The organism is Novosphingobium endophyticum (assembly GCF_014640675.1).
Taxonomy (GTDB): domain Bacteria; phylum Pseudomonadota; class Alphaproteobacteria; order Sphingomonadales; family Sphingomonadaceae; genus Novosphingobium; species Novosphingobium endophyticum.
In genome coordinates, this window is sequence record NZ_BMHK01000057.1 from 1 (window position 1) to 12,698 (window position 12,698).

A 12,698-nucleotide genomic window follows, 5' to 3' on the forward strand; every position below is an offset into this window, starting at 1 on the left:
GCGTCATTAATCAACCACGATCTGGCTTCTACCCGGCCGGGATCAAATCGGAATGATGGCCGGGATCAGATTGGAATAGCCGACCGGGATCGTCGGAATCCGCAGCCAGCTGCCGCTTCCAGGCATAGAGCGAATGCTGACTGACGCCGAGCCGCTGTGAAACCTCCGCTACCGGATACCCACGCTCGGTGATCTGGGCCACCGCATCACGCTTGAACTCATCGCTGAAATTGGGCTTCCCCATCGTCGCCTCCTGTCCTCAAAATTAGGATAGAAGGCGTCCAGAAATCTAGGGGCTACTCACGGCGTCTAAAATTGACCCCCTTCATCTCATTGTGTGAGGCGCCGCCGTTTGGGCTTCCGAACGGTGAGTACAGGGATGTTGGTAGTGGAGACGATTGCGAGGATACGACGGGAGCACAGGGACGGTAAATCGATCAAGGCGATAGCGCGGGATTTGCGTCTGTCGCGCAACACGGTGCGCAAGGCGGTGCGCGCGCCGGATGCGGATTTCAGCTACGAGAGGAAGGAGCAGCACCGCCCCCGGACTGGTCCGTTCAGCCGTCGCCTCGAGGAACTCCTGGAACAGAATGAGGATTTGCCGCGGCGTGACCGGCTACGGCTGACGCGGATCCACGACCTGCTGCAGCGTGAAGGCTTCACGGGCTCCTATGATGCAGTCCGGCGCTATGCGGCGCGCTGGAAGCGTGAGCGTCGTGTCGATGCCGGGGATATGAGCAAGGTGTTCATTCCGTTGATGTTCCGCCCCGGTGAGGCTTACCAGTTCGACTGGAGCCACGAGGACGTGGAGATCGCGGGCAAGCCGATGCGCGTGAAGGTGGCGCATATGCGGCTTTGCTGGTCGCGCGCGCCGTTCGTGCGAGCCTATCCGCGCGAGACGCAGGAGATGGTGTTCGACGCGCACGCCCGCGCCTTTGCCTTCTTTGGTGGCGTTCCAAGACGCGGAATCTACGACAACATGAAGACGGCGGTGACGACGGTCTTCACCGGCAAGGAGCGGGTGTTCAACCGCCGGTTCCTGATCATGACCGACCACTACGGCGTTGAACCGGTGGCCTGCAGCCCGGCGGCGGGATGGGAGAAGGGTCAGGTCGAGAACCAGGTCCAGACGAGCAGGGAACGCCTGTTCAAGCCGCGCCTGCGCTTCGCCAGCATCGAGGAACTGAACGCCTGGCTGGAGGCCGAGTGCCGGCGCTGGGCCGAGCGCAATGCCCACCCCGACCTGGACGATACCATGATCGCGCAGGCACTCGAGACGGAACGGACAATGCTCCAGCTATTGCCGTCACCCTTCGACGGGTTCTTCGAGAGTGAACACGTGGCCAGCTCGACGTGCCTGGTGACTTTCGATCGGAACCGGTACTCGGTCATGGCCAGCGCGGCCCGTCAGACAGTTCAGTTACGCGCCTATGCCGACCGGATCGTGGTCCGCTGTGAGGGCAGTGTGGTTGCCGAGCATGCGCGCGTGTTCGGCCGGAACCAGACAATTCTCGATCCCTGGCATTACCTACCGGTGCTTGCCCGCAAGCCCGGAGCATTGCGCAACGGCGCGCCCTTCCAGGGTTGGGATTTGCCGCCCGCGCTCGCGCAGTTGCGCCGCAAGCTGGGCAAGGGAGACGATGCCGACCGGCGCTTTGTTCGGGTTCTGGCCACCAACCCATTCGCCCGCCGACGAGGTCGACGCCTGCATGTCGACGGTGAGCAGCTCGTCTAGAAGCTGGCCTGCTGACAGGACTGCAAGGAATTTGCGCGCGAATTCTTCGTCTTGATTGCTCAAATTCCGCCACCTTTTTATTCAATCCCGTCCCCCGGTGGCGGTGGACCGCTCGACAGCCCGTCGATTGTAAAGTCGATGATCGCGGACGCGATCGCCGCGTCGCTCGCCATGCCTTCGGGGAACAGCCAGTCCTTGAACAGCACGTTCGCCATCACCGCGGCGAAGGACACGCGTACCAGCAATTCGGGGGCGATTGGCGGCTCGCCTTGGTAGCGGCTGCGCATCATGGCGGCACCGCGCGCAAAATATTCCTCGAGCCCCGGGATCGCGCTGAAGCCGTCAAGGTCGCGTGCGCCGTGCGTTTCCGCGACGATGAGCGACATCAGGTGCCGCGAATGCTCGCGCATGAAGCGCTGCAGTTCGGTGATATAGGCCTGTTCGCGCTCGCGCAGGCTTTTCGCGTTGTCGTCCACGTCCAGCGTACTCGCCATGAAATCGCAGAAATGCGTGTTGAGCGGCTCGAAGATCGCGGCCCGAAACAGGTCATTCTTTGACTGGAAATAGCGAAACAGCTGAGCTTCCGTCGCACCGGCGCGCTGGGCAATGGCGGCGGTGGTCGCGCCCCGGTAACCATAGGTTTCGAATTCGTGCGCAGCGGCATCGAGAAACAATTTGCGAATCTCGCCGGGCGCTCGGCGCGTGCGTTTTGCGGGTTCCTTCTTCGGCTTGCTCGTCATCAGTCACCTTCGAAATGGATTATTCGCTTGAACGAAGCCGCTCACAGGGCATAAGATAGTAATTACTATCTACTAGGTCGAGTCCCGGCGTTGCGGGAATGATCTAGGCAAAAGGACGAGGACATGGCGAACGCGCTGCGGCGACCTTCCGCATCCTGCACCCCGGCAAAGGGCCTTCTATGTGCCGAGCAATTCCAGGTCGCCTACGCCACCAACGATATCGACCGCGCGCGCGATTGGCTGTCTGAGCGCCTCGGCATTGCAGAGTTCCGCTCGCTCGAAGGGGCTACGCCAGCGGGCGGGCATATCCGCGTCGAACTCGCATGGGTGGGGCCGACGATGTACGAGCTTATCACCGCGACCGGGCCTGGGTCGGAGCTTTACGTCGGGCGGCTCGGCACCCACGAATTCGCGATCCGGCACCACCATCTGGGCTTCATGATCGCCGACGAGGCGCAATGGCACGCGGTGCACGCCGAGGCGAAGCGCCAGGGCTTCGCCGTGCCGTATGAGAACGAAACGCCAGGGTTCATGCGAAGCTGTTTCGTCGATGTACCCGAGCTGGGCCATTATCTCGAATATCTCTGGCCGACTGACGCCGGACGAGAATTTTTCGCAAGCGTCCCGGCAAATTGACAGGGAGCGACCGCCAAGTGACCGAGAGGCTATCGCACGACATATTCGACCATCTCGCCCCGCTCCGCGACGCGGTGGCCGAGTTGGCCAACACCTGGAAGCCCGACGATCTCGCCTACCGTGCCGAGCTCTATCGGCAGGCGATGATGAACCTGTCTTACGGCTATTTCGCCTGGTTCCATGCGACGCCCGAGCATCCCGACTGGGCACCGCTGTGGAACCCAGTCTACACGCTCCAGCCCAATCCCGACGACATCTACCTCTACAGCCCGATCCGGGGTGATCTCAGCTACCGCGTAAGCGGCAATCGCGGCACGATCCATATATTGAGCTTCACCAGCCAGCACGGAATGTCGGGCATGGTCGACGACATGTCGGAGTTCTACGGCCACAACGACATCGATGACGACGACATCGTCTATGAGGATAATGGCGATTTTGAACTGCTCTTCAGCGCCGAACGCCCCTCCGGACACAAGGGCAACTGGGCTCCGATTCATCCCGAGGCGACGGGAGTATTCGTGCGGTTCCGCAGCTACGACTGGCTGAACGAGGTCGATCCGAGATTGTCGATCGAATGCCTCGATGCCGTGCAGCCCAAGCCGCGCCTGACCCCCGACGACATTGCCGAGCGAATGGAAGGGATGGCGAAGCTGCCCGTGCGCAAGACGCGGCTTTATTTCCCGCTGCAGAACAAGATCAAGGACGCGGTCGGCTTCAACACCTTCCTGCCGCAGAAGATGAAAGGCGCGCTGACCAAGCAGATGTACCTGCCTGCCATCTTCCAGCTGGAAGATGACGAAGCGCTGATCGTAGAGACCGAAATCCCGAGCAATGTACGCTACTGGAATTTCCAGCTCAACGACCCCCTCTTCAACGCGCTTGAATATGTCTACCGCCTGTCGAGCACGAATGGCGCGATGGCGAAGCTGAGCAGCGACGGCAAGTTCCGCGCGGTAATCTCGCTCACCGATCCCGGCGTGCCCAACTGGCTCGACCCGGCAGGGTTTACCGAAGGCGGCATCTACGGCCGCTGGTACGAGGCCGATAGCTGCCCGACGCCCGAGATAAAACGCGTGAAGCTCGCTGATCTTCGCAACCATATGCCCACCGACACGCCCATCGTTACGCCGGAAGAACGGCGCGAGGAACTCTCGCGCCGCGTGCGTGCGTGCCAGAGGAGACGGCGGTGGTGACGAAGACGCTGCAGATTTACGGTCTCGATGGGCGCGTCGCGCTCGTCACCGGGGGCAGCGACGGCATCGGTCGTGCCATCGCCCAATTGCTCGCCGAACGCGGCGCCGACGTCGCCATTGCCGCGCGCCGTGCCGAGCGGTTGGAACAGGCGGCTACGGACATCGGCGAGACCAGTGGTCGTCGAACGCTTGCCGTTACGGGTGACGTCACCGATCCCGACCAGGCAGCCTCTCTCGTCGAACGCACCGTGAAGGAATTCGGGCGGCTCGACATCCTCGTTAACAATGCGGGCGCGGCGCATTATGCGTTTTTGCGCAAGGCGACGCCTGAGCAGTGGCGACGCGATCTCGATCTCAACCTGTCTTCAGCCTTTTTCTGTTCACAGGCCGCTTACCCGCATCTGTCGGAAAGCCGCGGCGTCATCGTGAACATATCCTCGCTTGCCGGGCAGCATGGCACGCTGGGCACCGGAGGCTATTCGGCGGCGAAGGCGGGACTGCAGATGTTGACGCGTACCGCTGCGGCCGAATGGGGGCCGCGCGGCATTCGCGTCAATGCCGTCGCGGCCGGCATGACTGAAACACGCAAGGCAAAGCTGAGCTGGGAAAAAATGGGCTTCGACGTCGAGAGCGCATGCAAGGCCTTTCCGCTGCGCAGGCCCGGCACGCCCGAGGAAGTCGCGCAGGCCGTGGCGTTCCTGGCAAGTGACGCGGCAGCGTATATCACCGGCGAAACGCTTACCGTCGGCGGCGGCCCGCAACTCAAGGGCATGATCGACACGGACTGACAGGCAAGGCCTAACAATAATGGACGACAGCTACGCTCCTCCGTCTCGATTCGAAATGGCGCTCGACGAACTGCACGCGCTCGTCGCGCGCGAAGTGGGCGCGGACGACTTTGGTCCGGACGACTATCTGCCGGGGTTGCGCACGCTTTTGCAGTCGATGGATTACGATCCGCAGTTCACCGGGCAGGGTCGCCGCTACGCCTGGGGGCATGTGGTGAACACACTAAAAGCCCGCGCCTTTGCGATCGCTGCGATGAAGGCCAATCCCGGGTTCGATGCCGAGCGCATCGTCGCGCCCGTCGTTATCATTGGCATTCCGCGCAGCGGCACCACCGCGCTGCACCGGCTGATGGCGGTCGACGATCGGTTCCAGGGATTGCAGAGCTGGCTGCTGGACAGCCCGATGCCGCGCCCGCCGCGCGCAACCTGGTCCGATTTTCCCGAATTCCGCAAGACCGTGGAAGTGCTCGAAAACCGCTACCGGGAGGCCCCCGGCAAACGTGCGGCGCACAGTATGGCAGCGGAGGACGTGCACGAATGCTGCATGCTGCTGAGCCAGAGCTTCACGAGCAATATATTGAGCTGCAGTTGGCCGGCGGCGACCTACGACGCATGGTGGCAATCTGCGAGCGAAGCGCCGGCCTACGATCATTACCACCGCTGCGTGCAGCTGATCGGCCGCAACGATCCCGACAAGCGCTGGCTGCTCAAGAACCCCGGACATATCGAGAATCTCGACCTGCTGTTCGCCGTCTTTCCTGACGCCAAGGTGATCCAGACGCACCGCGATCCGGCCAAGGCAGTGCCCTCGCTCTGCTCGCTCCTCATGCAACTCCACCCGATCTTCGAGGAGCGGCCGGCCGACCAGCGCGCTCGCATCATGATGGCGCGCGAGACCGTGAAATGGGCGCATGCGGTGCGCAGCGCCGACGCGGTGCGGGAGCAGCATCCAGGCCAGGTGATCGATGTCGTCCATTCGGATTTCCACCGCGATCCGGCGGGTGTGATCGCGCGCATCTACGATTTCGTCGACATGGACATTCCCGGCGACATCGAGGCCGCGATGGCGCAGCGCATTGAGGAAAAGCCCGAATTATCTCACGGCAAGCACCGCTACGACATTGCAGATTTCGGGATGACGGCGGAGCAGGTTCGCGAAGCCTTCGGCGATTATGTCGAGCGCTTCGACCTTATCGAACGCAAGGAAGCGGCGGCATGAAGGCAGCGATCTATCCGGGCCAAGGCCAACCGATCCGCATCGAGCATCTGCCCGATCCCGAGCCGGGTCCGTCCGACATCGTCATCAACGTGCATCGTTGCGGCATTTGCGGCACCGACCTTGCGATGACCAGGGGTGAGACGTGGGATTACGGCCCCGACGCGCAATTCGGTCATGAATATGCTGGCGAGATCGTCGCGCTGGGCCGCGATGTCGAGGGCCTGACGCTTGGCGACCGCATATCGGTGCTACCCTCGGGCGCATGCGGCCATTGTCCCGGGTGTGCCGGTGGCAATCATGTCATGTGCCGCACGGGCGAGAATGCGGCCAGCGGCTTTGCCGAGCTTGCGCGCTTGCCCGCCGAACTTGCGGTGAAACTGCCCTCAACCCTGTCGATGGCGGACGGTGCGCTCATCGAGCCGCTCGCGGTCAGCCTCTATGGCGTGCGCCAGTCACGCTTGCAGGCGGGCGACGATGTGCTGATCCTCGGCGGCGGCACGGTCGCGCTCTATGCGATCTACTGGGCACGGCGGCTGGGCGCGCGGCGTATCGTCGCGATGTCGCGATCGGACCGGCGGCGCGAGCTTTGCCTGCAGATGGGGGCGGATGCCTTCATCCCGTACTCCGATAACGAGGTGGCCGAAAGCGTCGAAGCGCTCGGCGGTTCGCCGCACATCGTCTACGAATGCGTCGGCGCGGAAGGGATGCTGATGAAGTCGGCCATGCACGCGCCCTTGTACGGCCGCGTCGTCTCGCTCGGCTTCTGCACGCGGCCCGATCCGCTGGTGCCCGCGACGGCGGCGTACAAGTGCCTCAATTACCAGTTCCTCGTCGGTTACGAGATGCGTGACTTCCTCTATATCGCCGACCAGATGGACAAGGGCCATGCCGACCCCAAGGTGATCCTGACCGATACCGTTCCGCTCACGCGCCTGCCCGAGACGATGGAGATGCTACGCGGCCCGAACGAGGAAACCAAGATCCATGTGCTGCCGGATCTTCGGGGATGACCGCAAATGCATCGAGCAGGCTGGCACCGACGAAACTGGTCGTAGAGAATCTGGACGCGGCGGCTGGTGGATAGAATCTGGCGGACTATGACTAGGTGATCCGACGAGAACGGCACCTCGCGGCCGCTACTCGATTGTTCCGCCGTCGCACCGCCTCATGCGATAAGCGCCGAGAAGGACGAAAACGGATCAGGGATAAGGCCAGAACGAAACAGTGGATGCAAACGACCCGCGCGGCACGCCCCAATCTGCCGCACGACGCGGAAAAGCAAATGATTGTCGCGGCCTGTGACGCCTTCATCGTCGAGGTGTTGAAGCCGCGCTTCCTGCCGCAGATCAGGCCGACCGAATGGAATTACGTGATTGAGATCCATGGCGCGTGGGCGGCGGGGCGATACCACTTCATGCAGCGCTACCGGTCGGGCATGGAACACAATCGCGGCGAAGAGTTCGAGGCACCCTTCGCCCGCATCAACCGGCTCCAAACGGTGATGGTCGAACTCGCATGGTTCTGGCAGCGCCCAGGTTGTCTGGTTCCGTGAACAGAGCGGGTTCTACCGGTCGCCGGGTCCGCAAGGTGATGATCGTTGCCCTCGCTCGCAAATTGCTGATCGCCCTTTGGCGGTTGCTGTTGATGGCGTGGTACTTGAGGGCGTGACCATGAAGGCAATGACGGGGTTACATATTGTTCAATCTGGCTTTGGCTGCCCCGCGCCGTGGATCTGCCGGAGAAAAATTTTCAGTTCGCAGCCAATGGCAGTTCGGGTGAGCCATCCGCGTCTCGCAGCGCCGTGACGGCGTTCGATGACGATACTGCCTGTCGGATGCGGCCGGCTCTCAAACGATGCTCCCGCAGACTGCTCCACGGCCCAACTGACTGTTGAGGCCGATAGAGATAATTCGGAAAAGGCCGCGCGAGCGGCATGCTGAAAGCCCGGCACGCCCGTCTATGTGCCGGGCTTTAGCATTCAACTGCTGGCAGGGCCGGTTTCGTAACCGCAGTACCTGGCCCAGGCATCCATCAGTTTGCGGCGTTTGTTGAAGAGATCACCTCGCCGGTAGGCCGCTTCCGCTTTGCCTGGAATAGTGTGAGCCAGGGCCATCTCGCACACTTCGTTTGGGAAATTGGTCGTTTCCGATGCCCAGTCCCGGAAGGTGGAACGAAACCCGTGCACCGTTTCCTCAATGCCCATCCGGCGCAGCAGCATGGGCATGGCCATGATGGTGAGGGGTTTGCCTTCATTCGAACGTTTGAAGATCAGACCCGTGCGTGACTTCTCCGGCATGGCTGTCAGAACGGCGAGGGCTGCATCCGACAGCGGCACGCGGTGCTCGCGCCCCGCCTTCATTCGCTCCGCGGGGACAGTCCAGACCTTCTGGCGCAGGTTGATCTCCTGCCGTTCGGCCTCGAGCACTTCGCCAGTGCGGGCTGCTGTAAGGATCAGGAATTCAAGCGCGCGTGCCGCGACCGCGGGGCGCTCTCGCAGCTTTCTGATGAATCGCTTGATTCGGTTGAACGGCAAGGCCGCATGATGACCTTGCAAGGATTTGCGCCGCCGGGGCAGAAGTTGATCGAGGTGGCCTCGCCACCGCGCCGGGTTTTCGCCTTCGCGCAAGCCATTCGCCTTGGCGGCATCGAGCACGTTCTCGATTCGTCCGCGCAGCCTGTCCGCGGTTACGGGGACTCGGCTCCAATGCGGCTTCAGAACTTTGAGAACATCGTCGGTATCGATCTCGTGCAGCAGCAACGATCGGATCGGTGCCGCGTAAACGGTCAGTGTCATCTTCCACTGCGCGACATGCTTGGGGTTTTTCCACGATGGCGACATCGTCTCCACGAAGCCGTCGGCATACTCGCCGAAGGTGACGCGGCGATCGGCTTTGGCGCGTTCCCTTTTGGGATTTTTCCCCTCGCTGATCATGGCGCGGTACTCGGCGGCCTTCTCGCGGGCTTTGGCCAGGGATACCGAACGGGCGCTACCGAGGCCTATTTCCATTTTGGCTCCGTGCCAGGTGTAGCGGAACAACCAGCGCCGGCGTGTGGCATCGACGAAAAGGAACAGGCCGCCGCCATCGCCGTAGCGGCCTCGTTCCTTGATTGCAGCGATGCGTGTTGCCGAGAGGCGGTGCAGGGCGCGACTGCTCATGATCTTGAACTCCTGTTCAAGACCCCTTCCCGCCATGGGCCAAAGGTTGCCGGTTCAAATCGGGTCCGGATCGGGACCCTCTTTGGGACCCTCTTTTGCTGCGCGCTCAAAGGATCCGATTTGAGATTACCCGAGACACCGATTTTCTGCAATCGTCTGATTTTGAACGATTTTTGAGACGTCCTGAGACGATTTGAGCTTGTCTGAAAAAGCGTGATTGGCGGAGAGGGTGTCCGCCAATATGGGGGTTTCACAGAATCCCGTGATGTCCCAAATGATGCGGGAATAGCAGGAAAAGCTGGGAATATAGGCCATTGTGGGGTTCCATCCCGTCGCTCGACATCCACCCCAATCTCGCGCATAAAGTGGGACCATAAGTGGGACCGAAGGTGACGGCTTATGGCGAGAGCGATCAACAAGCTGAGCGCGGTTCAGGCGGCCAAGCTCAAGGCGCCCGGCAGGCATTCCGACGGCGGCGGGCTCTACCTGTTCATCGACCAGCATGGCCGGCGCCGCTGGATCTTCATGTACGCGCGAAACGGCAAGCGCACTGAACTGGGCTTGGGTAGCGGCCGCGACCTGTCGCTGGCTAATGCCCGTGCCGAAGCAGCCAGACTGCGCGAGGTGCTGGCGACTGGCGGCGATCCCCGGATCGAGCGCGCCAGGAATGATACCATTCCCACTTTCGGAGAATGCGCCGACGCCTACGTCGAAGCGATGCGTCCCTCATGGCGCAACGCCAAGCATGCCGCGCAGTGGACGATGACGCTGACCAAATATGCCCAGCCGATGCGCGGCAAACCGGTCGACCAGATCGAGACCCAGGATGTGCTCGATGTCCTGCAGGCCCTGTGGAAGCGTACGCCGGAAACCGCCGAGCGGCTGCGCGGGCGGATCGAGAATGTGCTCGATGCCGCCAGGGCCAAGGGATACCGTTCGGGCGAGAATCCGGCGCGCTGGAGGGGGCATCTCGACCAACTCCTTCCCAAGCGGCAGCGTCTGTCGCGAGGGCACCACGCGGCGCTTGCCTACGAGGCGATGCCGAAATTCATGGAGGACTTGCGCGGCCGTAGCGCCGTGGCGGCACGGGCGCTGGAGTTCACGATCCTTACCGCCACCCGGACCAGCGAAGTGCTGGGCGCGCAGTGGGACGAGATCGACCTCGGGAAAAAGATCTGGACCATCCCCGCCGCGCGCATGAAGGCGGGGCGTGAGCACCGCATTCCGCTGTCACCGCGCGCGATCGAAATCGTCGAGGCCATGTACGAGCCTGGAGGGGAGGGGCATGTCTTCCCCGGCCCCAAGCCCAGGAAGCCGTTGTCGACGATGGCCATGGCCATGTTGCTGCGGCGCATGGCCTCGGATGTCACCGTCCACGGATTTCGCTCGACCTTCCGCGACTGGGCATCCGAGACCACCGGCTTTCCACATGAGGTCTGCGAAATGGCGCTGGCCCACACCATCGGCAACAAGGCCGAGGCCGCCTACCGCCGCGGCGACCTGTTCGACAAGCGCCGCAAGCTTATGGAAGCATGGGCAAGCTATTGCGGAAAGCAGGTAGGCACCAACGCTGCTGCTGAGCGTAAGAACAAGCAGCCTGCCCGCCGTGCCTCCTAAGCCCGATGTTCCAGTTCCTCGGCCCTGTAGCCGGCAGGATCGGCAATCCACCGGTTGACGGCGGACTCGTACCAGCCCGCGCCATGGATGCTGATCGGCACCTGGCGCGGAAATGTGCCTTCGGCGATCTTGCGATAGAGGGTGGAACGGGACAGACCGGTGCGGGCAAGAACGGTCCTGAGGCGGATGATCCTTTCGGCATGGGACATGGGGCAATATTCCATCGTCTGGTGTTGGCAAGGCTCCCCTGGGACCAGAATTATGGTTGCGGACGCGCGGTGCAAGAGTGCCCGGCACCTGTGCAAATGGGCCTTGTCCAGCCCTGTCGTACGCTGTCGTTCTCTGGCGTCCGCAGTCGTGCACTGAGGGGGACTGAACATTTTTCCCATGCCGTCTCGCCGCCGGCTGCGCCTGTCTGTTTGGTGCTCTCAGAACCCATCCCGTTCCGGAAACCGGCGAATCGCCGCAAGCGGTATTGATGGCGCCGGATCGTTTCGGCTTGCCAAAGCGCGATCAATTCCCGAAGATTCTCATGGATATGCGCACCGATCTCGATCATCTTCCCCCGGCCAAGCAGCGCGAGCTTGAGCATGTCGTCGAGATCATCTTCGACGAATTCCGCGCCGCGACCGAGCATGCCACCGGCAGGCGCAAGGGCGCGCGGATTCTCAAGGTGATCCTGTTCGGCAGCTATGCGCGGGGCGACTGGGTCGATGCGCCGCTGTCGGCCAACCAGTACAAGTCCGATTACGACATCCTGGTCATCGTCAGTCAGAAGGAGATGACCGACCGCGCCGCCTATTGGGCCAAGTGCGAGGAGCGGCTGATCCGTGCCTACACGATCGAGAAGACGCTGCGCACGCCGGTCAACTTCATCGTGCACAGCCTCCACGAGGTGAACGATGGCCTCGCGCACGGTCGCGTGTTCTTCATGGAGATCAAGAAGGACGGTATCGCCCTCTACGAGGCCGACGATATCGAATTGCACACGCCCAAGCCCAAGACGCCGCAGCAGGCGCTGGACGCGGCGAGGGAGTATTTCGAGGAGGGATTCCCGTCAGCAATGAAGCGATACGAAGGCGCGCAATTTTACCTTCAGAAAGGCTATCTGAAGGACGCCGCGTTTGACCTGCATCAGGCAACCGAAAGGCTCTACGGTTGCTTGCTTCTCACGTTAACCTACTACACACCATTCAACCACAATGTCGCCTTCTTACGTTCGCTAGCTGAAGGGCTTGACCGGCGCATCTACGGCATCTGGCCCGAAGGCAACCGGCGCGAGCGGGCCATGTTCCAGAAATTGAAGGAAGCATACACGAAGGCTAGATATTCCAAGCACTTCCGAGTCAGTGAGGAGGAACTCATCTGGCTCGGCGAACGCGTCGAGGAACTCGGACGCGTTGTGCATCAGGTCTGCACCGAAAGGATCGTCGAGTTGGAAAAGGCGGCGGCATAGCGACGTGCCCGCAATCTGGCGTCCCCGTCAATAGTGTAGGATCATGCCTGCAGGGCAATCGGGTGAATTAGCGCGTGACATTTGGTGAGAGTGCTGAATCTGTGAGTCCCCAATTGTTTGATGGGGAGATTTCGGAGATGGCGACGCGGGTCAC

At 62.0% G+C, this 12,698-nt stretch carries 10 protein-coding genes and 4 pseudogenes; 10 read left to right on the top strand and 4 right to left on the bottom strand.

Features of this window, described 5'->3' with window-relative positions; genetic code table 11:
* Window positions 1-94 precede the first annotated feature (94 nt).
* Window positions 95-244, bottom strand: a pseudogene (locus IEX32_RS19385) (transposase); the annotation flags it as partial.
* A 135-nt stretch (window positions 245-379) separates the two neighbouring features.
* On the opposite strand from IEX32_RS19385, the pseudogene istA reads away from it, so the two are divergent.
* A pseudogene (istA, locus tag IEX32_RS19390) lies at window positions 380-1,681 on the top strand (IS21 family transposase); the annotation flags it as partial.
* Window positions 1,682-1,812: 131 nt separating this feature from the next.
* On the opposite strand, the gene IEX32_RS19395 reads toward istA, so the two are convergent.
* Window positions 1,813-2,475 carry a TetR/AcrR family transcriptional regulator gene (locus IEX32_RS19395; RefSeq protein ID WP_188773189.1) on the bottom strand — a complete coding sequence of 221 codons (663 nt, stop codon included), beginning with the start codon at window positions 2,473-2,475 and terminating at the stop codon, window positions 1,813-1,815.
* Window positions 2,476-2,598: 123 nt separating this feature from the next.
* On the opposite strand from IEX32_RS19395, the gene IEX32_RS19400 reads away from it, so the two are divergent.
* The 7 genes and pseudogenes from IEX32_RS19400 to IEX32_RS20795 form a co-directional block, all read left to right on the top strand.
* Complete coding sequence (locus tag IEX32_RS19400) at window positions 2,599-3,111, top strand: VOC family protein (RefSeq protein ID WP_188773190.1); 513 nt, start codon at window positions 2,599-2,601, stop codon at window positions 3,109-3,111.
* A gap of 17 nt (window positions 3,112-3,128) precedes the next feature.
* The gene (locus IEX32_RS19405) at window positions 3,129-4,307 is read left to right on the top strand and encodes a DUF1214 domain-containing protein (RefSeq protein ID WP_229736508.1); all 1,179 of its coding nucleotides are present in this window, start codon (window positions 3,129-3,131) and stop codon (window positions 4,305-4,307) included.
* Window positions 4,304-5,095, top strand: a complete 792-nt coding sequence (locus IEX32_RS19410; RefSeq protein ID WP_229736509.1) for an SDR family NAD(P)-dependent oxidoreductase — start codon at window positions 4,304-4,306, stop codon at window positions 5,093-5,095. The genes IEX32_RS19405 and IEX32_RS19410 overlap by 4 nt, the downstream gene beginning before the upstream one ends.
* Before the next feature lie 19 nt (window positions 5,096-5,114).
* Window positions 5,115-6,314: a sulfotransferase family protein gene (locus IEX32_RS19415; protein WP_188773191.1), complete on the top strand. Its 1,200-nt coding sequence runs from the start codon at window positions 5,115-5,117 to the stop codon at window positions 6,312-6,314.
* Window positions 6,311-7,324, top strand: coding sequence for an alcohol dehydrogenase catalytic domain-containing protein (locus IEX32_RS19420; RefSeq protein WP_188773192.1), 1,014 nt, complete (start codon window positions 6,311-6,313; stop codon window positions 7,322-7,324). Before IEX32_RS19415 ends, IEX32_RS19420 begins: the two co-directional genes overlap by 4 nt.
* Window positions 7,325-7,596: 272 nt before the next feature.
* Window positions 7,597-7,746 (top strand): annotated as a pseudogene (locus IEX32_RS21185) (hypothetical protein); the annotation flags it as partial.
* 54 nt (window positions 7,747-7,800) lie between these two features.
* A pseudogene (locus tag IEX32_RS20795) lies at window positions 7,801-7,990 on the top strand (IS110-like element ISMno25 family transposase); the annotation flags it as partial.
* Between the two features lie 302 nt (window positions 7,991-8,292).
* Here IEX32_RS20795 and IEX32_RS19430 read toward each other — a convergent pair.
* Window positions 8,293-9,471, bottom strand: coding sequence for a tyrosine-type recombinase/integrase (locus IEX32_RS19430; RefSeq protein ID WP_229736510.1), 1,179 nt, complete (start codon window positions 9,469-9,471; stop codon window positions 8,293-8,295).
* 399 nt (window positions 9,472-9,870) lie between these two features.
* Between IEX32_RS19430 and IEX32_RS19435 the strand changes: the two genes are divergently transcribed.
* Entirely contained in the window at window positions 9,871-11,088 is a 1,218-nt protein-coding gene (locus IEX32_RS19435; RefSeq protein WP_188773195.1) for a tyrosine-type recombinase/integrase, read from the top strand.
* Here IEX32_RS19435 and IEX32_RS19440 read toward each other — a convergent pair.
* Window positions 11,085-11,297 (bottom strand): helix-turn-helix transcriptional regulator, encoded by a 213-nt coding sequence (locus tag IEX32_RS19440; protein WP_188773196.1) that lies wholly within the window; start codon window positions 11,295-11,297, stop codon window positions 11,085-11,087. The genes IEX32_RS19435 and IEX32_RS19440 overlap by 4 nt on opposite strands.
* 329 nt (window positions 11,298-11,626) lie before the next feature.
* Here IEX32_RS19440 and IEX32_RS19445 point away from each other — a divergent pair, with 329 nt between their 5' ends.
* Window positions 11,627-12,544 (top strand): HEPN domain-containing protein, encoded by a 918-nt coding sequence (locus IEX32_RS19445; RefSeq protein ID WP_188773199.1) that lies wholly within the window; start codon window positions 11,627-11,629, stop codon window positions 12,542-12,544.
* Window positions 12,545-12,698: the final 154 nt, after the last annotated feature.

Bases quoted from the DNA above. Each gene is read 5' to 3' on its own strand.
- IEX32_RS19400 (WP_188773190.1), top strand. From the start codon at position 2,599: ATGGCGAACGCGCTGCGGCGACCTTCCGCATCCTGCACCCCGGCAAAG.
- IEX32_RS19435 (WP_188773195.1), top strand. From the start codon at position 9,871: ATGGCGAGAGCGATCAACAAGCTGAGCGCGGTTCAGGCGGCCAAGCTC.
- IEX32_RS19415 (WP_188773191.1), top strand. From the start codon at position 5,115: ATGGACGACAGCTACGCTCCTCCGTCTCGATTCGAAATGGCGCTCGAC.
- IEX32_RS19445 (WP_188773199.1), top strand. From the start codon at position 11,627: ATGCGCACCGATCTCGATCATCTTCCCCCGGCCAAGCAGCGCGAGCTT.
- IEX32_RS19395 (WP_188773189.1), bottom strand. From the start codon at position 2,475: ATGACGAGCAAGCCGAAGAAGGAACCCGCAAAACGCACGCGCCGAGCG.
- IEX32_RS19420 (WP_188773192.1), top strand. From the start codon at position 6,311: ATGAAGGCAGCGATCTATCCGGGCCAAGGCCAACCGATCCGCATCGAG.
- IEX32_RS19430 (WP_229736510.1), bottom strand. From the start codon at position 9,471: ATGAGCAGTCGCGCCCTGCACCGCCTCTCGGCAACACGCATCGCTGCA.
- IEX32_RS19440 (WP_188773196.1), bottom strand. From the start codon at position 11,297: ATGTCCCATGCCGAAAGGATCATCCGCCTCAGGACCGTTCTTGCCCGC.